The sequence below is a fragment of the Type-D symbiont of Plautia stali genome (assembly GCF_001485335.1).
Lineage (GTDB): Bacteria > Pseudomonadota > Gammaproteobacteria > Enterobacterales > Enterobacteriaceae > Pantoea > Pantoea vagans_C.
The window spans coordinates 1-21402 of record NZ_BBOC01000060.1; the positions used below are offsets into that span (position 1 = coordinate 1).

General features: G+C 54.8%; 20 protein-coding genes and 1 pseudogene. 12 read left to right on the forward strand and 9 right to left on the reverse strand.

All coding sequences use genetic code 11. The features are described from left to right. Nucleotides 1-100: 100 nt before the first annotated feature. The 7 genes from PSSD_RS17865 to nthA form a co-directional block, all read right to left on the reverse strand. Nucleotides 101-1075 (reverse strand): alpha/beta hydrolase, encoded by a 975-nt coding sequence (locus PSSD_RS17865; RefSeq protein ID WP_064511469.1) that lies wholly within the window; start codon nt 1073-1075, stop codon nt 101-103. Between the two features lie 90 nt (nt 1076-1165). Beyond that, on the reverse strand, nt 1166-3457 hold the full coding sequence (locus tag PSSD_RS17870; protein WP_058973146.1) for a TonB-dependent siderophore receptor: 2292 nt from the start codon (nt 3455-3457) through the stop codon (nt 1166-1168). Between the two features lie 225 nt (nt 3458-3682). Further along, nucleotides 3683-4672 (reverse strand): HoxN/HupN/NixA family nickel/cobalt transporter, encoded by a 990-nt coding sequence (locus PSSD_RS17875; protein ID WP_058973147.1) that lies wholly within the window; start codon nt 4670-4672, stop codon nt 3683-3685. A 13-nt stretch (nt 4673-4685) separates the two neighbouring features. Next, the gene (locus PSSD_RS17880) at nt 4686-5129 is read right to left on the reverse strand and encodes a nitrile hydratase accessory protein (RefSeq protein WP_058973148.1); all 444 of its coding nucleotides are present in this window, start codon (nt 5127-5129) and stop codon (nt 4686-4688) included. Then, nucleotides 5122-5490, reverse strand: coding sequence for an SH3-like domain-containing protein (locus tag PSSD_RS28455; RefSeq protein WP_058973149.1), 369 nt, complete (start codon nt 5488-5490; stop codon nt 5122-5124). The genes PSSD_RS17880 and PSSD_RS28455 overlap by 8 nt, the downstream gene beginning before the upstream one ends. 9 nt (nt 5491-5499) lie before the next feature. Then, a complete protein-coding gene (locus PSSD_RS28460; RefSeq protein ID WP_058973150.1) occupies nt 5500-5802 on the reverse strand; it encodes an SH3-like domain-containing protein in 303 nt (100 codons plus the stop codon). Between the two features lie 13 nt (nt 5803-5815). Continuing rightward, on the reverse strand, nt 5816-6400 hold the full coding sequence (gene nthA, locus PSSD_RS17895) for a nitrile hydratase subunit alpha (RefSeq protein WP_039336543.1): 585 nt from the start codon (nt 6398-6400) through the stop codon (nt 5816-5818). A 420-nt stretch (nt 6401-6820) separates the two neighbouring features. Between nthA and PSSD_RS17900 the strand changes: the two genes are divergently transcribed. The 6 genes from PSSD_RS17900 to PSSD_RS17925 all read left to right on the forward strand — a co-directional run bounded on the left by PSSD_RS17900 (nt 6821) and on the right by PSSD_RS17925 (nt 12126). Next, nucleotides 6821-8056, forward strand: a complete 1236-nt coding sequence (locus PSSD_RS17900) for an urea ABC transporter substrate-binding protein (RefSeq protein ID WP_058973151.1) — start codon at nt 6821-6823, stop codon at nt 8054-8056. Between the two features lie 12 nt (nt 8057-8068). Further along, entirely contained in the window at nt 8069-8938 is an 870-nt protein-coding gene (locus PSSD_RS17905) for a branched-chain amino acid ABC transporter permease (protein WP_058973152.1), read from the forward strand. A 19-nt stretch (nt 8939-8957) separates the two neighbouring features. Beyond that, nucleotides 8958-9965: a branched-chain amino acid ABC transporter permease gene (locus PSSD_RS17910; RefSeq protein ID WP_058973153.1), complete on the forward strand. Its 1008-nt coding sequence runs from the start codon at nt 8958-8960 to the stop codon at nt 9963-9965. Beyond that, entirely contained in the window at nt 9962-10693 is a 732-nt protein-coding gene (locus tag PSSD_RS17915) for an ATP-binding cassette domain-containing protein (RefSeq protein ID WP_058973154.1), read from the forward strand. The genes PSSD_RS17910 and PSSD_RS17915 overlap by 4 nt, the downstream gene beginning before the upstream one ends. After that, nucleotides 10686-11390: an ABC transporter ATP-binding protein gene (locus PSSD_RS17920; protein ID WP_039337180.1), complete on the forward strand. Its 705-nt coding sequence runs from the start codon at nt 10686-10688 to the stop codon at nt 11388-11390. Before PSSD_RS17915 ends, PSSD_RS17920 begins: the two co-directional genes overlap by 8 nt. Nucleotides 11391-11538: 148 nt before the next feature. Beyond that, the gene (locus PSSD_RS17925) at nt 11539-12126 is read left to right on the forward strand and encodes an ANTAR domain-containing response regulator (protein ID WP_058973155.1); all 588 of its coding nucleotides are present in this window, start codon (nt 11539-11541) and stop codon (nt 12124-12126) included. A gap of 7 nt (nt 12127-12133) precedes the next feature. Here PSSD_RS17925 and PSSD_RS17930 read toward each other — a convergent pair whose 3' ends face one another. After that, entirely contained in the window at nt 12134-13069 is a 936-nt protein-coding gene (locus PSSD_RS17930; RefSeq protein ID WP_058973156.1) for a helix-turn-helix domain-containing protein, read from the reverse strand. Between the two features lie 117 nt (nt 13070-13186). Next, nucleotides 13187-14580 (reverse strand): annotated as a pseudogene (locus PSSD_RS17935) (amidase). 417 nt (nt 14581-14997) lie between these two features. Here PSSD_RS17935 and PSSD_RS17940 point away from each other — a divergent pair. The 6 genes from PSSD_RS17940 to PSSD_RS17965 are packed head-to-tail and all read left to right on the forward strand — an operon-like array spanning nt 14998 to nt 21330. Beyond that, on the forward strand, nt 14998-16203 hold the full coding sequence (locus tag PSSD_RS17940) for an SfnB family sulfur acquisition oxidoreductase (RefSeq protein ID WP_058973171.1): 1206 nt from the start codon (nt 14998-15000) through the stop codon (nt 16201-16203). Nucleotides 16204-16212: 9 nt separating this feature from the next. Next, entirely contained in the window at nt 16213-17415 is a 1203-nt protein-coding gene (locus PSSD_RS17945) for an SfnB family sulfur acquisition oxidoreductase (RefSeq protein ID WP_058973157.1), read from the forward strand. Beyond that, nucleotides 17412-18773 carry an LLM class flavin-dependent oxidoreductase gene (locus PSSD_RS17950; protein ID WP_039337169.1) on the forward strand — a complete coding sequence of 454 codons (1362 nt, stop codon included), beginning with the start codon at nt 17412-17414 and terminating at the stop codon, nt 18771-18773. The genes PSSD_RS17945 and PSSD_RS17950 overlap by 4 nt, the downstream gene beginning before the upstream one ends. A 19-nt stretch (nt 18774-18792) precedes the next feature. After that, complete coding sequence (locus PSSD_RS17955) at nt 18793-19593, forward strand: MetQ/NlpA family ABC transporter substrate-binding protein (RefSeq protein ID WP_058973158.1); 801 nt, start codon at nt 18793-18795, stop codon at nt 19591-19593. 2 nt (nt 19594-19595) lie between these two features. Further along, on the forward strand, nt 19596-20696 hold the full coding sequence (locus PSSD_RS17960) for a methionine ABC transporter ATP-binding protein (protein ID WP_058973159.1): 1101 nt from the start codon (nt 19596-19598) through the stop codon (nt 20694-20696). Next, the gene (locus tag PSSD_RS17965; protein ID WP_058973160.1) at nt 20680-21330 is read left to right on the forward strand and encodes a methionine ABC transporter permease; all 651 of its coding nucleotides are present in this window, start codon (nt 20680-20682) and stop codon (nt 21328-21330) included. Before PSSD_RS17960 ends, PSSD_RS17965 begins: the two co-directional genes overlap by 17 nt. Nucleotides 21331-21402: the final 72 nt, after the last annotated feature.

Sequence of the window (21402 nt, forward strand, 5' to 3'; positions counted from 1 at the left end):
AAGTGAAGGCGTTGCATGGTAACAGTCTCAGTCCAGGGCATAGTGAGTCTCCTCTGCTATGCCAATTTATAACTGTTACCCATGTGCCCGGTCTAAAGTGTTACCCATGTGCCCGGTTTGCACCGAAATGCGCACCGAAATAACGGAAGTTAACGCCGTCTATGTCAGCCAGCAAATATTTATCCTGAGCAACCTTGCTCAGGGTATTTTCCAGCGAGGCTCCGAACATCTGCCCATGCGTCAGTCCCGGATAAAGCTGATAGCGTGCCGCAATGCCGTTTGAGGCCATGCGATTGACGGTCGAACGCACCGCACGAAGCACGTCGGGTTCGGCGGTATTGCTGTCACGACGGCGATCGCCGTTCCCTTCCATCAGCGTCAGATCTTTTGCTTGAGTCTGGTCCGGCTCCAGCCCCTGCATTTGACTCAGCAATGAAAAATAGCCCTGACCGATGGAAGGGCTGGTGGCGTAGAAACGCGTGAAGAAGTGCGACGAGAGATAACTGTCCAGCACAAACAACCCGCCGTATGAGTGGCCCCACAACGCGCGCTGTTTAGTGTTAATCGCTAAACCCTGCTCCACTGCGGGGGCGATCTGCTGCTCCAGCAGAGTGCGGAACGCCACGCTGCCGCCACCGGTACGACCTCGGCTAAAGGTATACCCGGCCTCGCCGTGCTCTTTATCGGGCGGCGTGTAATCAAAGGTACGAGACTTCACATCAAACGGCAGTGTGGTTTGATAGCCCACCACCACTAACACTGGCGGATTATGCGTTGACAGTTTTTCCAGCAGCGGCTCCTGCAGTTTATCCATTACCGCATTGCCATCCAGCATATAGATCACCGGATAGCCTGCTGGCGGCGGGGCTTTGTCAGGCAGGCCGATCCAGACTTTGTAGTGTCGCATGCCATCGGCAGAATCGAATGCACGAGTTGAAAAATGGTAAAAGGCCGAGCCTTTGTCGGCAATGTTGGGTCCGAGTGGGGTCATATCCGGGCGAGCGTATAAGCTGCTGCTAATGAATAAGAGCAGCAATGTTAAAGGCCGAAAAACAGATAAAAATCGCAGGTACATTGAGATCCTAAATGCGGGTTAGGGGTGCGCACGCTTGCGCACCTTACAAAGGGATCGGTCACCTAATGGCGATGACCGTCGATGTTTCAATCAGAAATGCATGCCCAGTTCCATATAGTACGTCCGTCCTGACTCGTTATAGGTATTGGCGCCTGCCCCCCACAAATAAGCCCCGGTGGTCGCATTGCCGGTGCTTTGCGCATTGCCTTCACGGAAGTGACGTTTATCGAACAGATTATCGATACCTGCCGTGACATCGAGATACTTGGTCACGCTATATGTGGCGCTCATGCCGACCAGCGCATAAGGGGAAACCTGACGCGTTTCACTGCCTGAAGTGGCTTCGCCTTTGTAGTTAAGCTTCTTAGGTTTCTGGCGACCATACCAGGTCAGCGTGCCCTGTACGGACAGATCGTTAGTTGCCTGCCAGTCCAGCGTGGAGTTGATGGTATATTTCGGGATGATCGACAGATAATCGCCCGTGGTTTTATTCTCGTTATCGATGATGTAGGTGAAGTTGTTCTTCATGGATAACGCATCGCTGATAGGGAAATTCAGCGTACCTTCCAGACCCTGTACCACGGCTTTCGGCACATTCTCCCACTTATAAACATCAGAAGTGCCGTTGTTGTATTCGGGGTTATAGCCACCTTCAATTTTGTCGTGGTAGTCATTGCGATACCAGGTCAATCCGGCCTGAATATCATCATGGTGGTACTCAATTCCAATCTCTTTATTGACGCTGGTTTCTGCCTTCAAATCGCTGTTACCTTGCAAATAACAGTAGCTGGCACTGGCGTAACAGCCCTGGCCTTTACTGAACAGCAGGTAGTTGGGATTGGTTTGATACAGATTAGGGGCTTTCCAGGCGCGTGCGATGCCGAGTTTCAGCGTGAAGTCATCACCGAGTTCTTGCGACAGATTCAGTGCTGGACTCCAGTTGCTGCCACTGATGCTCTGATGATTAAAACGAATGCCTGGTGTCAGGCGTGTGGAGTCGGTGAGTTCGATATTGTCTTCGGTGTAGATGCCATAAATATCGGCGGAGCTGTAAAGATTGCGGCCATCACTGGATATACCGTTCACTGCACCACCGGCGGTGGTGGTTTCTGTATTGGAGGCTGGATCGCGCATTGCCTGATGGTTCAGTTCCGCACCGAACGTCAGCGTCTGGCTCACCCAGGCATCAAGCGGAATGTTGACCTCTGAGTGCAGGTTAGTGTCATACAGCGTAATCGTGGAGAAGCCTTCATCGGACGCGTTGAAGATCCCGGCAATCCCCCCCGACAAACCTTCATTGAGTCGGGTATTGCGCGTTTTCTCAAACTGCACATAGTTGTTGGTGGTCACGCCGTTATCCCAGGCACCGGTATATTTCAGGCTCAGGGTTTGGCGATAAAGCACATTGGTCTCTTTGCCGTAATACTTTTGTACTAACGCATTGGTATTGGTGTTTTGGGTATCCCCCGCATACAGGTTGCCCTGACGACTAAAACCGGCATCTAATTCCAGCGCCTGTCGTGGCATAAATTCCCAGCGCAGGGCAGAGTGGATATCTTTATTAATAAACCCCTCTCGCCCGGCAGGATAACTGCCGGCATAAGCCCCGATGCGCGGAGTGGTATGGCTTTCGTTAATATCCTGCGCATCGGCCTGGGTTTTATTCCAGTTGCCGTATAGCCGTAATGTCAGATTATCGGCCAGTGCGCCGCTGAGGCTGGCGTTATAACGCTTGGTGGCTCCTTCATCTTTATGTTCTGGCGCATTGAAGTAGGTATTGAAATTACCATGCCATTCATCGGTGGCGGGCTTAGTGATAATATTGACCACGCCACCCATCGCGCCATTGCCATAGAGCGCTGCCGCTGGACCGCGAATGACTTCGATACGATCAATCATCTCCGGCGGCACCCAGTTGGTATCCCCACGGGTGTCACGCTCATCGCTCCAGCCATAGCGTACTGAATTACGGCTGCTGACCGGCATGCCATCAATTAAAATCAGGGTGTTTTCCGGCCCCATGCCGCGAATATCAATCTGACGATTGTTACCTCGCTGACCACTGTTCGAATTACCGGTTAAATTCACCCCCGGTTGGGTGCGGATAATTTCCGCGACATCACGCTGAATCGGGTGCTTTTTAATCGCCGAGCTGTCAATGGTGGAGACGCCAGGTGCCTGTAATGTTTGCTCTCGGGCGGTTACCACCATGGTGTTATCGCTTGTGCTTTTCTTATCCGAAATAGTCAGTGCTTTCTGCTGACCTGACGCATTGGGTGTGGGTTCAGTAATCGGGTTTTCATCGGCCTGAACCGCAGGAATGAAGAGTGCTGCTGTGATGAATGTGCTCAGCAGAGAACGGGCGTAGTGAGGCTTTGCCATGGTATTCAACCACTTCCTTGTAGAGGAGAAAAAGTGGAAACACCTTAGTGAGAATGATTATTAGTTTCAACTTGGTGCTTACACTTTGGCAGCATATTTTGGAAATGGACTGATGCTCAGAATATTCTTGGTCGCGAAGGTGATTCTTCATTAACACCTTCGGTGGAGAGGAGAGTTTAGTGAATGGGGCACAAGAATATGTGCCCCAGCATGACAATCAATCTTTTAAGCGACGTCTCGCCGCCGGGCACGCTGGGAAAACAGCAGCCACACGCCAATTGAACTGGCGATCAGCACCCAACCCATCTGACTGATGACCGCTTCCATCACGCCATCCAGTGCGGGTGAAAGCAGGGTATTCAATTGCAACACCGTCGAGACCTCGTAACACCCAATGGCGAAGGCCACGATGATCGACAGTGAGGAGATGGCGATGGTGTAATTAACGCTGCGCAGCGGATCAAACTGCGACCAGCGGTACAGCTTCAACATCATCACGCCGTCGGTAGTGTCGATCAACATCATGCCTGCGGTAAACAGCAGTGGCATTAGCATGATGTGTAGCATAGCCTCACCGCCTGCGGCGTGGTTGGCGGACATGCCAAAAATCGCCACTTCGGTCGCCGTATCAAAGCCGATGCCGAACAGAAAACCGATCAGGAACAAATGATGACTCTTGCTCACCATGCGGAACAGCGGCGCGCACAGTCGGGTCAATACCCCATGATGATGACCTTCATCGGGCTGCAACGCGGTATGGCCCTGCAGTAGCCACTGGCGTTTTTTAAAGCATTGCCACAGGGTCCGGCTGTTGGCCCAGGCGAGCAGCAGTAAAAAAGCGCCTGAGATCAGCGTGCTGACCATGCCGCCAATCTCTTTCACACCGGGAAACATCTGCTGCAACGGTTGAGTGGTTAAGGCAAAGATCAGACAGGCAACCAACACCACGGAGGCATGGCCGAGTGAAAACCACATGCCTGCGGTAAAAGGGCTTTTGCCTTCATTGCTTAACTTGCGCGTGGCATTGTCGATGGCGGCGATGTGGTCGGCGTCAACGGCATGCCGCAAACCAAACAAGTAGGCAAGCAGCGCCACGCTTAAAGCAGCGGGTGAGTGTTGAAAGGTGACCAGGGCTGTCCCGATCACCAGCAGATTAAACAGCAGCGCACCGCCAATCACCGCACCGCCTTTTTGCTTGTTACTCAGCACTTTCATGCAAGCTCCTTCATCAGCTCAGGGCGGCAAACACGCGCAGGGGTTCAATCACCGGCTGCGCATCGTGATGATGATCATGGTGGTGGTGGTGTGGATGGTCGGGCGGGCATGCCGCGGCAGCTAACTCAACCGGGCTGCCGTGTGGGGTGTTGAGGAAAGCCTGACGCCATTGCTCTTCACGCATCAACAGTTCCGACATCGGGATCAACTGGTGTTGTGACAGCATTTTTTCCAGACAGCTCAACCATTGGCGATAGTAGGCGGTGTGCGCGCTTTCATCGCTGCGCTGTGGGGCCGTGCGGATCTCGCTGGCAAATTGTTCTACCCATTGCGGCCAACTAAAATAACCGCGCTGTGACAGGGCAACAGCAATCACAAAAGCATCCGCTTCCCAGGGCTGGGCAAAGGCCGGATCGGCTTCGCTGACTTGTGCAATGATGGCGTTTAATTCATCCATGTGGCGCATCCTCGATTTTGCCCTGAATATAATCGGCCCAGACGCTGAGATGGACGCTGAAATTCTCATGCGTCTCCCCCCACAACTCGCTGGCGCTGAATTTAATCAGATAAACGTATTGCGGCTTTTCCTGCTGTTCAGCCACCAGTGCGTCAGGAAATACGCAAGCGCCGTAGTTCTCAACGATCACCCCTTTCTTACCACGCGCATAGCGGGGCAGACGGGTGTGACTCAGCGGATTCAAGTTGTGCGTCATGATGGTATCGCCAGGCTGGTATTCAGGCGCGACCTCGACCGGGCGATGATAGTTAGGAGGGGTGGTAATTAAATCGAGATAACCCTGTGGGGTATATGTATTCATCTTGTGTCCTCAGGCGGAGAGTTCGGCGAGACGCTGTTGTAATTCCTGCTCGGTGAAGACACCGGTCTTACACATTAAATGTTCAATCGCGAACAGCCAGTGTTCGTAATAACTGGATTGCAGATATTCCGTCACCGGCATCTTCTCTATCTCGTAACGAAAATCATCAAGCACGATTTTTCCGCTCATAAAAAACACCAGCGTGGTGGCAAAAATATCTTTTTCCCAATCGCTGTGAAAATTAGGTTCGTCTGCTTCAATGTCTATTGGGCCTAAATTCTGCATGCCGCCGCAATCATGGATATTATTCATGGCTATGCTCCGTTTAAAGAAGACGCGTACCAATCATCGAATCGCGCGTGACCCGCGCGGCCAGTTCGGTTTCGTTTAACCCTTCGCAGTCGGCGGGTGGTTCCGGCAGCACGAAATATCGAATTTCGGCATTGCTGTCCCACACGCGAATCTCTTTGTTGGCGGGAATATCGGTGCCGAATTCGGCCAAGACGCCGCGCGGATCGATCACCACGCGTGAACGATAGGGCGTTGATTTAAACCAGATCGGCGGCAGGCCGAGTACCGGCCAGGGATAACAAGAGCAGAGCGTACACACCACCACGTTATGCACGCTGGCAGTGTTCTCCAGCACATGCAGGGTGGCACCTTCGAAACCGGAGAAACCTAATTCATTCACGGCATCGCGGCCATTAGCCAGCAGGCGCGCCTTATATTCGGGATCGCGCCAGGCTTTGGCAACCACCTGCGCACCGTTGCGTGGGCCGACTTTGGTCTCAAAATAGTCCACGATAGTGTCCGTCACTTCCTGGCTCAGAAACCCTTTTTCTGCCAGTAGCGACTGGATAGCCCGAATTTTCAATGCGGCATCAGCGGGTAATACCGAATGGTCCGACATAGCTACTCCTCAATATTTAGGTGAGTGGAAAAACAGCCAGCGCTAATGACGTTAACTAATTTGATAATTAACTCTTTGTTGATATTGCCATCTGCTGTGTTATATCGGACAGGTGTGGTGGTGCACTTTCTTTGCACTTAAATAGTGCTGACTGCTATTTTAAAGTGCATTTATTCAGGTGGGGTTAATATTGGTCGTGAAATTAAAGTGTGCAAAAAGGTGTAGGGTGCGGCCTTCGGGTTGCCTTTAGCTTAAATATCACTACAAACCTTAAATCTGGCCCACTTATTGCTAATCTAAATTACAAGCCCCAGTGTCGTGGCTCTTTTCTCGCATTCCTGCAGACAACGCTGTCTGCCGTTCTCTTCTGTTTTTCATTCCCATACCTGCTATTTAAATTAACTTCATTGCGAGGGTGCTATGGCTATTAGTCGTCGTTCTTTTCTTCAGGGATCAGCCGTTTCAGCGTTGGGTTTAGCGGCGGGTGTAGCGCCAAAATTGACGTTTGCCGCCGACACTAAAGACGCCATCAAAGTGGCGAGTATTCTCGACCTTTCGGGTGGTCTGGATATTTACGGTAAACCGATGTCGGACGCGATCAATCTGGCAGCCGAAGAGATCAATGCTGCCGGAGGGTTGTTGGGCCGACCGCTGCAAATCATCAACTATGATGCGCAGTCCAACATGCAACTCTATGCACAATACGCGCAACAGGCCGCGTTGAAAGACAAAGTGGCGGTGGTGCATGGCGGGATTACTTCTGCATCACGCGAAGTGATTCGCCCGGTGTTAGATCGTTTCCGCTCACTCTACTTCTATCCTGCGCAGTACGAAGGCGGCGTGTGCGACCGCAACTACTTCTCCTCCGGCTCCACACCAGCACAAACGGTGGAGAAGTTGGTGCCTTATGCGATGAAAAAGTGGGGCAAAAAAGTCTATGTGCTGGCCGCTGATTACAACTACGGGCAGATCGTTTCGTCATGGGTGAAAAAGTCGGTGCATGACAACGGCGGTCAAGTGATGACGGTGGAGTTTTTCCCGCTCGACGTCACCGATTTTGGCGCGGCGATTTCCAAAATCCAGAGCGCCAAACCCGACATGGTGTGGTCAGCCTTGGTGGGCGGCGCACATATCTCGTTTTATCGCCAGTGGCACGCGGCGGGGATGAGCGGCAAGATCCCGATTGCGTCCACGGTGTTTGGTGGTGGCAATGAACATATCATCCTGTCACCGGAGGAGAGCAACGGCATTCTGGTGGCGGCGAACTACATGCAGGAGATCCCGTCGGCAGAAAACAAAGCCTTCGTGGACAAATTCCATGCGCGTTACGGCGACATCTACATCAGCGATCTGGCGATGGGGGCTTATCAGGGCATGCTGATTTGGGCCGAAGGGGTGCGTAAAGCCGGGGATATCGATCGCATGAAGGTGATTGAAGCGCTGGAGTCGGGAGTCACGTTGACCTCACCGAGCGGTAAATTAACCGTCGACCCCGCCACGCACCACTGTTCGCTGGATGTGCATATCGCCGAGGTCGAGAACCACCAGATGAAGATTCTCGAGACCTTTACCGATCAAGCCCCGGTTGATACCGCCATGGTGTGCGATTTGAAGAAAAATCCGCGTGATACCAAACAGTATCAGATCGAGCTGTAACAGGAGTCATTTATGGATCTGTCGATTATCTACGGCATTGAAGTGCTCAACGCCATCGCGGTGCTGGTGATCATGAGTCTGGGTCTGGCGGTGGTGTTTGGCATGATGAAAATCGTCAACATGGCGCACGGGGAATTTATGATGCTGGGTGGCTACAGCGCTATCCTGGCGACTAACCACTTTGGCGTGCCGATCTGGATTTCCATGCTGATGATTGCACCGATCAGCGTTGGCGTTTTCGGCATGGTGATAGAGCGCGTCATCATTCGCCACCTGTATGGCCGGATGATCGACACCATGCTGGCGACGTGGGGCCTAAGCCTGGCGCTGATTGGTGCGGCCACCATGCTGTTTGGCAACACCACGCTGGGCATCAGTTCGCCACTACCGAGCGTGAGCGTCGGCAGCTACAGTACCAGCGGTTACTCGCTGTTTATGATTGTGTTTGCGCTCTGTCTGGTGACGGCCCTGTGGCTGCTACTGCGTTTTACCACACTGGGGCTGTGCGCCCGCGCCACCATGCAGAACGCGCGGATGGCCGCAGCGTTGGGTAGTAATCCCGGCAAAATTTACAGCTTAACCTTTGGGCTGGGTGCCGCACTCTCTGGATTAGGTGGCGCACTGCTGGCCCCCATCACCGGGGTGATCCCGACAATTGGCGTGAGCTTTATCGCCAAGGCCTTTATCACCGTGATTGGTGGCGGTAGCGCGATCATCGCTGGCACGCTCTCCTCCTCTGCACTGTTTGGCACCATCTCGCAGCTGGTGACCTATCTCTCCACTCCGGTGTTTGGCGCGGTGGCGCTGCTATTGAGCGCCATTGTCCTGCTTCGCCTGTTACCGCAGGGCATCACCGGTCGCTTCTTCAGGAGATCGCTGTAATGAAACTGTTACCGGAAAAATGCGCATTTTACTGGGTGCCCTGGCGTTTGTATTCGTGGCGCTGTGGCTCTCTGGCGCCATTGAGCTGTATACCTTGCTGTCGATTACCGTGTTTCTGGTGATGGGACTGCTGTCACTGAGCCTGGCGTTTATCTGGGGTTATGGCGGGATCCTCTGTTTTGGTCAGGCGGCCTTTTTTGGCCTGGGTGCCTATACCTACGCGGTGTGTGCCATTAACTGGGGGGATTCGACCTGGGCGGTGGTGATGGCGGTTCTGCTGCCAACCCTGTTCGCGCTGTTGCTGGGCTATGTGATTTTTTATGGCGGTGTGAGCGACGTCTATCTTGGGGCGATCACCTTAGCGGTGAGTCTGGTGTTATTCAACTGGGTGAACTCGACCTCCGGCAGTGAATACCATATCGGTGAAGCGCTGCTGGGCGGCTTTAACGGCATACCTTCGGTGCCAACGCTTAACCTGCCGTTCCAGCCGGATGCGATCCTCTCGCCGGAAGCGATCTTTATGGTCACCGCCGGGGCATTGGCGGTGTGCTATGCGCTACTGAAGTTCGTGCTGCTGAGTCGCTTTGGCAAAACGGTGGTGGCGATTCGTGAAAACGAACAGCGTGCGGGTCTGCTTGGCTATAACGTGCCCGCCCACAAGCTGGGCACCTTTGCCATCGGGGCGGCGATTGCTGGTTTAGCAGGATGTCTTTATGTCAACTGGGGCGCGTTTGTCAGCCCCGGCGTGTTCAGCATCAGCCAGTCGGCGCAGATCATCATCTGGGTGATTGTCGGCGGGCGCGGCACGTTGGTCGGTCCGGTGATCAGCTGTGTGCTGTTGCAGTGGATGGTGACGCGCCTGGGTGCGCAGCAAACCGTTGACGTTAACCTGGTGCTTGGTGTGATTCTGGCGGTGTTTGTTCTGCTGATCCCCGGCGGCATTTTGCCGACGCTGCAACGGCTGTGGCGACGTAAGCGCCCTATGGCGACGACGCGTGCGGCGCAGGTAAGTGAGGTGAAACAATGACGGCTAACATCTTGTTGGAAACGCGCAAAATGGGCGTCAGCTTTGGTGGCGTGCATGCGGTGAAAGAGGTGGATTTCACGCTGCATGAAGGCGAGCTGCGCTGCCTGATTGGCCCCAACGGCGCGGGCAAAAGTACCTTCTTTAAAATGCTCAGTGGTCAGGTGACGCCCACGCGGGGTGAGTGCCGTTACCGCGATCAGGTGATTTCGGGCAAGCGCCCCTGGGATATTGCCCGGCTGGGGATTGGCATTAAGACCCAAGTACCGAGCGTGTTCGAAGGATTAAGCGTGCGGGAAAATCTCTGGCAGGCGGCGGCGAACAAACTGAACAAGGCGGAATTGCCACAGGCGATTGATCGGGTGCTGGTGGATATCGGTTTGCTGGATCTACAGGATGCCGTGCTTTCGGAGTTGGCACACGGTCAGCGTCAGTGGGTGGAGCTGGGGATGATCCTGATTTCCCGCCCGCAACTGGTGTTGCTGGATGAACCCGCAGCGGGTATGACGCATCAGGAAGTGCGTAAAACTGCACAACTGATTAAAGCCATCAACCAACAGAGCACGGTGGTGGTGGTGGAGCATGACATGGAGTTCATCAGCATGATTGCACAGCAGGTTACGGTGTTTAATCAGGGGGCGGTGCTGGCGGAGGGGAGTTTCCGCGAGGTGACGCAGAATCCATTGGTCAAAGAGGCATATCTCGGCAATCTGGAGATTAAACATGCTTGAAATAAAAGAGATGGTCTCGGGGTACAACAAAATTCCGGTTTTGCACCTGTCCGAGTTGTTTGTGGGCGCGAAATCCTTCACCGGCGTGCTGGGCCGCAATGGCATGGGGAAAACGACTTTATTGCGCACGATTATGGGTGAGCTGCCAGCATGGCAGGGTTCGATTGCGCTGAACGGCATCGATATCACTCGCTATCAGGCGCATCAGCGGGCGGCGGCCGGTATTGGCTTTGTGCCGCAAGGGCGGCAGATTTTCCCGCTGCTGACGGTGGAAGAGAATTTGCGTATGGGCTGTGTGAAGCATTTTTCCCGTGCCGGGCAGATTATCGAGCAGATGCTGGAGATTTTCCCCAGGCTTAAACGTTTGCTGGCGCAACCGGGCGGGGCGTTGTCAGGCGGCGAACAGCAACTGCTGGCCCTGGCGCGCTGCCTGTGTGGGCAACCCCAACTGGTGCTGTTGGATGAGCCAACGGAAGGGATACAACCCAACATTTGCGAGGAGATCATCGAAACCTTGCAGCGGCTGCGCCATGAAATGGATATTTCGATTATTTTGGTGGAGCAGGATATTGAATTTCTCTACGCCCTGTCGGATCGGATCCATGTGATTGAGAAGGGGCAGATCGTGCAGCAGATTGATCCGCGCACGCAGCCCAGCGCCAGCGTCGCGGAACAGTTTTTGGGTTTTCATGCATAGATTGTCTTTAGGCGGGAGAGGGACAAAGTGTGGGCATCCGCTCGCACTCTGTCCCTACCGACACAGCACCCGACTGTAACAACACAGCAGATCAAACGGTACTGCTCTACTGTGATGCTTCCTTTATCAGGTGGCACACAGGTGAAACATGAATGAGCAATCATTGCTGGCAACACTCTCTGGCGTTCGGCTGCATATTTTCCATCCTGATTCTCAGAGCGTGCGGGCGTTTTGCGCCTCGCTGACGCAGCTGGGATGCCAGGCGCAGCACAGTTGGCCGCCTGAAGCGGACGTCCCTGCGGATACACAGCTGCTGCTGGTGGCGATTGAATCGCAGCACCAGACACCACTGATACGCTTATTTAAATCCCTGAAACAGCAACATATCCCCGCGATTGCGCTGGCAAATTGCCAGGATGCACGCCTGTTCCCGCTGCTATTGCAGCTTCAACCCAGCGCCATCGCTGAACGCGCACTTAACCCTTTTGCGTTGATTGTGCAGATGATCGGAACCTGGCAGGCCGCACAGCAGAGCGCGCAATTACGTATTGAAGTGTCAGCACGACAGCAGCGTCAGATGAGGCATGACCGACTGGCGCAGGCGAAAGGGGTGCTGATGCAAGCCTTTGGTCTGGATGAGTCAGGCGCGTATCGCTTTATGCGCACAGAAGCGATGAACACGCGCAGCAGTCTGGAATTCACTGCTGAACGTGTGATCAATCAGTTGCAGAAATAGTCGGGCATCAGCTCTCGGTCTGGCGCAGCAAGCTGCTGGGGGTGTAACCAAAGGCTTTGCGGAATGCCAGGCTGAAGTGCGACATATCGCTAAAACCATGATCGAGTGCCACTTGAGTGATGTTGCGGGCTTTCCCCTCTGCCAGCACTTTACGACACGCCAGAAGACGCTCCTGCCAGACAAAATTCATCGGGGTCGTTCCGTGCGCTGCAAAAACCCGGCTGATGGTGCGCGGTGAGACATGGTGGGCGTTGGCGATCTGCACCATCGATAAATCGGCTTCCTGCAAGTTTTGCCGCAAATAGCTCACCACCCGTGAATAGAGATCCGGTTTCAAGGCGTCATCACCTTTCTGCAGATTCACACTCACCGAAATCATATTGATCAGCGTATTGGCGAACTGCTCTGCAAGGAAAGAGTTCTCACATTCGGCGTTAAAGATAAACGCCTCCTGCAGCAGTTGCTTCAGCGAGGTCATGCCGGGGCGGCTGAGGTCCAGCGTTTTTCCTGCCAGTTTGGCAATCGCGGGTGCCTCTTTCTCAATCATCTGACGCGGCAAATGCACAATATTGATGGCCACGTTTTCCATGGCGAAATCAAACGGCGTGGCGGCATCGTAAATCACCACATCACCGGTGCTGACACGGGACTGATGATCGTTCTGGCGCAAGGTGCCGTGGCCAGAACGCACGTATCCCAGGTATAAGTCATGGTTAGGGTGGCGACGGATACACTCTGGCGTGCGTTGCCACACCAGGGCGGTTTGCGAAACATGATGCGCAATATCAACATGTCCCAGCATCGAATAGCCAAAACTGCCGGAAAACGCGCCGGCTTGTACCTGTCGGGCTTCGGCTTTGATTAAGCGTGAACAGACCGCATCGCGCCAGGCATCAAAGCGATGACGATTGTCTAAATGATCCGTGGTGAAATTTTCTTTCATAGCTACGTCCCCTAAACTTGGCGAAAAAGGGCGAAATCACCACAAATTAAGCAATTATCAGGCCATAAAAGGGTGGTGAACCCGCACCGGGCTATCGGTGCGGGCTGGCGAGAAGGGTTAAAGAGCGGGATGTTTTTTATGCCAGTCAGTGACCTGCTGGAAAGCCCAGGCGCCTTGAATCATGGCGGTTTCATCAAAATGCGCGGCGACTAACTGGAAACCAATGGGCGCACCGGCGGCGGTCATGCCACAGGGCAAGGTAATGGTGGGGTGTCCGCTGGCATCAAATGCACTGGTATAGCGCAGCACGCCGTTAAACAGTGCCTGATCGGTACCAAAACGGGTCATGGTGTCCCAGGTAAGTCCGGCATAGGCGGTGGCAGGAGCGAGGATCAAATCAACCTGACTGAACAGCGCCGAGATATCGCCACGCAGCGCCGCACGACTTAACAGCAAACGCTGATACTCCAGTGCGGTCACCTGATGTCCCAGATCCAGCAAGCCAGAAAGCCCTGGACCGTACTGATCTTTTTGCGCGGGATAGGTGTCTTCATGCGCTAAGGCGGTTTCCACCGCGCAGAGCGCGCTCCACTCTGCCGCCGCTTTCTCGGTATCCGGGATGGTGATCTCCACCAGGGTTGCACCCAGTGAGGTCAGGGTCACCATGACTGACTCCAGCGCGGCGCGTGTGTCAGCATCGACTTTTTCCAGTGCCCAGGCTTTATCAATCCCGATGCGCATCTTACTGATACCGCGCGTCATCAAAGCCAGATAATCCGGCACCGGCTCACTGCTGGAGGTGGGATCTTTGTCATCACGTCCTGCAATCGCTTGCAGCATGGCTGCGGCATCGGCGGCAGAACGTGCCATTGGCCCGATATGATCGAGCGAAGCGGCCAGTTCACAAGCACCATGGCGCGTCACACGGCTCCAGGTGGGTTTGATACCGGTGAGACCATTGGCATTGGAGGGAAAGCGGATAGAACCGCCGGTATCGGTACCGATGGAACCATAGCACAGGCCCGCAGCCGTCGCGACACCGGAACCGCTGGAGGAGACCCCGGTCCAGAGCGCGCTGCCCCACGGGTTATTCGGCCGGGTAATTTCTGGATGATGATCGGCAAAGGCGCTTTCGGTCTGGGTGAGTTTACCCAGAATCACCGCACCTGCAGCGCGGAAGCGATCGACCACCGTTGAGTCTTCTGTCGGGTAGCGGTCTTTATGAATGATCATCCCGTGGCTGTGGGGGCATCTTTGGTCCAGATCAGATCTTTCAACGCAATCGGGACGCCATGCAACGGGCCACGCAGCTTACCTGCTGCAATTTCCGCATCGGCTTCTGTCGCCTGTTTTAGCGCGCTGTCGCGCATCACATAGAAATAACTATGTAAGTCGCTGTCCAGGGTGTCGATGCGCGTCAGCAATGCTTCGGTGACGGCAACTGAGGTGATGTCGCCAGATTGAATCAGGCGTCCAATTTCCAGCAAGCTTTTGTAATGCAGGTTGTTCATCGCGACGTTACCTCCGGTGAAAGACGGGCTGCGGTTGAGCAGACAATGTGTTGATCAACAACGTAAATCACTCACGTTTAACCGGCTGTGTTAAAGCGGACAGATGCTGTGCCAGATGTGCCAGCGGCGTGGAATAAGAGAGGAATGCTATTTTTATCTATCGATTGCGTTATTTGATATTAAGAATTTGCTGTGCGTTTTTATTTATTTATCTCGCGCGATGCCTGTGCTGGTCTGAGGTTAAAGTTATTTAGCCAATAAACAGAAACCGATTACCGGATATAGCATAACCACGCTATTTACTAGATTTATTCCTGCTGATTATCATCCCTTTCAATTCGTTATTTATGCCCCAGTTCGCTGATTAACTTCATGCGGGCTTGTTATTCACTGCGCCGTAAAAAAGTGAAATTGACCATGACGCAAAATAATCATTATGCCAATCCGCGCGCCGTAGTACTGGCCAGCGATGCGGATGCTCTGGCTGCCGCACGCCATATTGCTGAACAAGCGAAGGCTGGCGCGGTAGAGCGCGATCAACAGCGTATTTACCCGTTGGAACTATTGAATCAGTTCACGCAATTGGGGCTGGGCAGTATCAGCGTGCCACGCCAGTTCGGCGGGGCGGGATTGTCATTCCAGACCCTGGCGGAAGTCTTTCGATTGATCTCTGCCAGCGATCCTTCCCTGGGCCAAATTCCGCAAAATCACTTTGGTTTAATCCAGTTTATCCTCGGTGAAGGCACACCTCAGCAGCAACAGCAGCTACTCAGCGCAGTGGTCAGTGGGCAGCGTCTTGGTAACGGCGGGCCGGAGAAAAACAGCAAACATACGCGGGATGTACAGGCCACTATCGTGACAACGTCACGTGGCGCGGCGCTGACGGGAGAAAAGTTCTACTCCACGGGCGCGTTGTTCGCGGACATCCTCGTCACCACCGCGATTGACGGGGAACAACCGGTGATGGCGTTTATCCCGCTGCCTGCCGAGGGAGTAGAGATCGTCGATGACTGGTCAGGAATCGGGCAGCGCACCACCGCCAGCGGCACGGTGAAACTACAACAGGTGTTGATTGATAACACGCTGACGATGCCATTGCCTGCGTCTGAAAAGCCCACGCTGCGCGGTGCCGTCTCCCAACTGATACAGGCAGCGATTGACGCCGGTATTGCACAAGGGGCGCTGGATGAAGCGCTGGAATTTGTCCGCAGCAGTTCGCGTCCGTGGGTGGATGCGGGCGTCAGCCGCAATGCTGATGATCCTTACATCCTCGCTGACGTTGGGCGGATCAGCACCGAACTCAGTGCGGCCAACGCGCTGCTCGTGCGCGCCGCACGGGTGCTCGACAGCATCGACCCGCGCGCGCTCACTGCCGAAAACTGCGCACAGGCGTCAATTGCGGTTGCCGAAGCCAAAGTGCTCACCACTGAGATTGCCCTGCGTGCCAGCGAGAAGCTCCTCGAATGGGGTGGCAGCCGCGCCACGCTGCTGCGTCATGGCCTTGATCGCCACTGGCGTAATGCGCGGACGCACACGCTGCACGATCCTGTCCGCTGGAAAACGCATGCCATCGGGAATTTCTACCTCAACGGTGAGCACCCTGCGCGTCACGCGTGGATTTAAGGAGCGGCTATGACCCAGGTTTTACCGAAACAGCAAGCCCAGCGCATCACCAGTGCGCCACAGGCTTTGCAGGTGGCACAAGAACTGGCATCGCTTTATCGCAGCGGTGCAGCACAGCGCGATCATCAGCGCACGTTACCGCACGCGGAGTTGCAACGTTATTTTCAGTCGGGCCTCGGTGCCATTACCGTGCCGTGTGAGTATGGTGGTATTGCGCTCTCTACCGCTGCCTTAGCCGAAATATTCGTGGTACTCAGTGCGGCAGACGGTTCAATTGGTCAGGTTCCGCAGAACCATTTTTATGCGCTGGAAGTCCTGCGTATTAACGGCAGTGAAGCACAGAAGCAGCGCTTATATGCCGAAGTGCTGGCCGGGGTACATTTGGGCAATGCACTGGCTGAATTCAGTTCACCAGCTGCACATCAACGTTCAACCGCTGTGGTGCAGCATCCTGAAGGGCTGCGCCTCAACGGCGACAAGTTTTACGCCACCGGGGCGCTGTTCGCCGATCGTATTCCGACTTTGGCACTGGCCGACGACGGCAAAGAGCAACTGGTGTTCGTGCCGCGTCATCAGGCGGGCGTGACGGTGATTGATGACTGGAGCGGCTTCGGCCAGCGCACCACCGGTAGCGGTAGCGTCCAGTTCCGGGATGTCGAAGTTGTTGCTGAGGATGTGGTGCCGTTCCAAAGTGCTTTTGAACGACCCACCACCGTCGGTCCATTTGCCCAGATTATGCATGCGGCGGTCGATCAAGGTATCGCCCGCGAAGCCTTCAATGACCTGTTGGTGTTTGTGCGGGAACGTGCGCGTCCGTGGCCAGATAGCGGAGTCGCGCACGCCAGTGAAGACCCATTAACGCTGGATCGTATTGGTCGGCTGGCGGCACGGCTGAGTGCAGGAGATGCACTGCTGGCGATGGCCGGAGAGGCAGTGGACACTGCGCAGCGCGATAGCAATGCTGCAAACGTGGCGCAGGCGTCCGTAGAAGTGGCGAAAGCACGCGCCTGGACTACTGAAATCTCGCTGGAAGCCGGAAACCTACTGTTTGAGCTGGGCGGTTCGCGAGCCAGCTTGCGGGAACACCATTTCGATCGCCATTGGCGGAATGCGCGCACCCACACTTTGCACGACCCCTTGCGCTGGAAATATCCAGCCATCGGCAACTATTTGCTTAACGGTGTGCTGCCGCCGCGCCGGGGGACGATATGAGTCAGAAGCAGATATTGCTCAACGCGTTCAACATGAACTGTGTTGGACATATTCATCACGGTATGTGGACGCATCCGCAGGATCGCTCGGTGGATTTCAACTCACTCTCCTACTGGCTGGATCTCGCACGGTTGCTGGAGCGCGGCCTGTTTGATGGGCTATTTATTGCCGACATTCTGGGTGTATACGATGTCTACCAGCAGGGGATTGGCTTGACGGCGAGTGAGTCGATTCAGTTGCCGGTTAACGATCCGCTGATGTTGATCTCGGGCATGGCCAGCGTCACACAGCATCTGGGCTTTGGTGTCACCGCCAACCTGAGCTATGAAGCGCCGTATCCTTTCGCGCGCCGCTTCTCTACGCTCGATCATCTTACTCAAGGCCGTATTGGCTGGAATATCGTTACCGGTTATCTCGACAGCGCTGCGCGCGCCATGGGGCAGCAACAGTTGCAGGCGCACGACCGCCGCTATGACCAGGCCGATGAGTTTTTGGATGTGGCTTACCAACTGTGGGAAGGCAGTTGGCAGGATGATGCGCTGCAAGCCGATAAGGCAAAACGCCAGTATGCGGATGCCAGCAAAATCCACGCGATCAATCATCAGGGGGAGTTTTATCAGGTGCAGGGCTATCACCTGAGCAGCCCCTCACCGCAACGCACGCCGCTGCTGTTCCAGGCGGGGTCATCGGCGCGAGGCATACAGTTTGCCGCGCGTCATGCCGAGTGCTCGTTCGTGAATGCCGCTTCACCTGCTGCGATGCGCGAGCAGTCTCAGCGTCTGCGTCAGGCTGCCGTCGCGGCAGGGCGCCGTGCTGACGATCTGCGCATTTTTATGGGCGTCAGCGTGATTGTGGCACCGACCGAACGCGAAGCGCAGGAGAAGCATCGCAGCTATCTCGAATACGCCAGCCCGGAAGCGGGTATCGCTCACTTCTCCAGCTCGATTGGTCTCGATCTGGCCGCTTTTGGATTAGATGAACCGATCCAGAGCGGTGATACCCGCGCCATCGAATCCGTCAGCAAAGCCTTTAGTGGCTGGACGCGCCGCCGCTTGCTGGAGCAGCACGCGATGGGGAGTCGTTACCCGTTGATTGTGGGCAATCCTGCACAGGTCGCGGATGCGTTGATCCAGTGGATCGATGAAGGTGACATTGATGGCTTTAACCTGACACGCATCCTTAATCCGCAAAGCTACCGCGATTTTATCGATCTGGTGGTGCCGGAATTACAACAGCGCGGTCGTTATAAAACCGCCTATCAACCGGGCAGCTTAAGACAAAAAATTTTCCAGCAGCAAGACCGTCTGCCCGATCGCCATCCGGCGGCACGCTGGCGGCTGGCTAATCATATTCGTTAATTTAACCTCAGGGATTTACATGAAAATTGCACAACTATTGATTCTCAGTGCCGCGATGTTGACCAGCAGTGTTTTCGCCGCCAACGATTACAGCGGCCCGCTGAAAGTGGGCACCACCGCTGCTTTCGCGCCCCCGCTGGAAACCGCCGTCGCCGAAGCCAAAAAGCAGGGACTGGAGGTTCAGTTGGTGGAATTTACTGACTGGACTGCGCCGAATGTCAGCGTAGAAAACGGTGATATCGACGTTAACCTGTTCCAGCATAAACCCTTCCTGGAGAACGCCAATCAGCAGGGCGGTTTCCACCTTGTGCCCTATGCACCGGCCATCATCAACAACATCGGTCTTTATTCGAAAAAACACAACGCCATTGACCAGATCCCCGATGGCGGAACGGTCGCGATTGCCAACGATCCGATTAACGGTGCGCGTGGTCTGTTGCTGTTACAGAAAGCCAAGCTGATCACCCTCAAGCCGGGCGCTGGGTTGAAATCCACTGTGGATGATATCGCCAGCAATCCCAAACACCTGAAGATCATTGAGGTGGAGGCGGTGCAGTTATCGCGGTCGCTGGATGAGGTCGATTTAGCGCAAGGGTATCCGCACTATCTGCGCCTGTCGAAAACCATCGATCCCAACAGTGCTCTGTTATTTGATGGTCTCGAACATCCTGAATATGTGATCCAGTTTGTGATTCGTGAGGGGCATCAGGATGATCCGCGACTGAAAAAGTTTGTTGATATTTATCAGCATTCACCGGTAGTGCGCGCCAAACTGGATGATTTCTACGGCAAGCTGTATCAGCCGGGTTGGAGCCAGTAACCATGGTTAGCCTGACGTTGCCTGGCGAGCATGATGCGCTGTTAACACCTCGACAGGACGCACCCGGCAAGGTGCACGTCCAGATTAAGGGGTTGAGTAAACGCTATGCCGGGCAGACCCAAGAGGCGCTTAAAGAGGTTGATTTGCAGGTTAAACGCGGTGAGATCTTCGGCATTATCGGCCGCAGCGGGGCGGGCAAATCGACGTTAATCCGCTGCCTCAATCGGCTGGAAAATCCCTCTCAAGGTTCGGTAGTGATTGATGGCATCGATCTTAGCCGTTTGCCGGATCACGAGTTGGTCGCGTGGCGGCGGCGCACTGGTATGATCTTTCAGCACTTCAACTTGTTGTCGGCGAAAACAGTGCGGGAAAACATTGAGTTGCCGCTAAAAGTGGCGGGTGTGCCTGCACCGCAACGGCGGCAGAAAGTCGATGAACTGCTGGCGCTGGTGGGGCTGGAGGAGCGTCAGCATGCCTGGCCCGCGCAACTCTCTGGCGGGCAGAAGCAGCGTGTCGGTATTGCGCGTGCATTAGTGCATGACCCGGAGTTGCTGCTGTGTGATGAGGCGACATCGGCACTTGATCCAGAAACCACGCGCTCGATTTTGGCATTGCTGAAGACCATTAATCAGCAGCGGCATATCACCATCGTGTTGATCACCCATGAGATGGATGTGGTGCACGATCTCTGTCATCAAGTGGCGGTGATCGATCATGGCGAAATCATTGAACGTGGACCGGTGTGGCAGGTGTACAGCAATCCTCAACAGGACACCACGCGGCAACTGCTCAATCCGCAGTTTAGTGCGCTGCCGGAGAGGCTGCAGGCGCTGTTATCTGACACGCGTCGGGGCGCAGATTCACGCGTGCTGCTGCGGCTGCGCTACAACGGACAGGGGGCGCAACCGGATTTGGCGGCCATCAGTGCACGCGTGCCGGGAGCGTTAACCTTGATCTACAGCGCGGTGGAGTGGGTTGATCGCAAGCCTATTGGTCAGATGTTGCTTTTACTGGATGCACAACATGATGCTTCGCAGGCGCTTGACCTGTTGGCCACACAGTCAGATCAACGGGAGGTTGTAGGCTATGTCACTGACTATTGATCGTTTATGGACCGGGTTGCTGGATACCTTGCTGATGGTGGGAGTGTCATCGCTCTTAGCGTTGGCGCTGGGCTTGCCCATGGCGGTGATTTTGGTGGTGACAGGACGCGGCGATCTGTTTCCCCATCCGCTGCTCAACCGTGTGCTGGGATGGGTGGTGAATCTGTTCCGCTCGATTCCGTTTTTGATTCTGATGGTGGCTTTGATCCCGTTTACCCGCTGGATTGTCGGGACCACCTACGGCGTATGGGCCGCCGTGGTGCCACTGACGTTAGCGGCCACGCCGTTCTTCGCGCGCATTGCTGAAGTGAGTTTGCGTGAAGTGGACAAAGGCTTAACCGAGGCGGCACAGGCGATGGGGTTTCATCGCTGGCATATTGTCTGGCATGTGTTGTTACCTGAGGCGCGGCCCGGCATTGTCAGTGGTTTCACTATTACGTTGGTGACGATGATCAATGCCTCGGCGATGGCCGGTGCTATTGGTGCCGGTGGTCTGGGCGATCTTGCCTATCGTTATGGCTATCAGCGCTTTGATATGCAGGTGATGCTGACGGTGATTGTGGTGCTGGTGGCGTTAGTGACGGTGCTGCAATTTTTCGGCGACCGGCTGTCGCGGCGGTTGAATCACCGCTGATGATGAGGAACATTGCGCAATATATTTCAGTCAGACGCTTTTCGGTCGCCATAAATGGCAACCCTACACCGG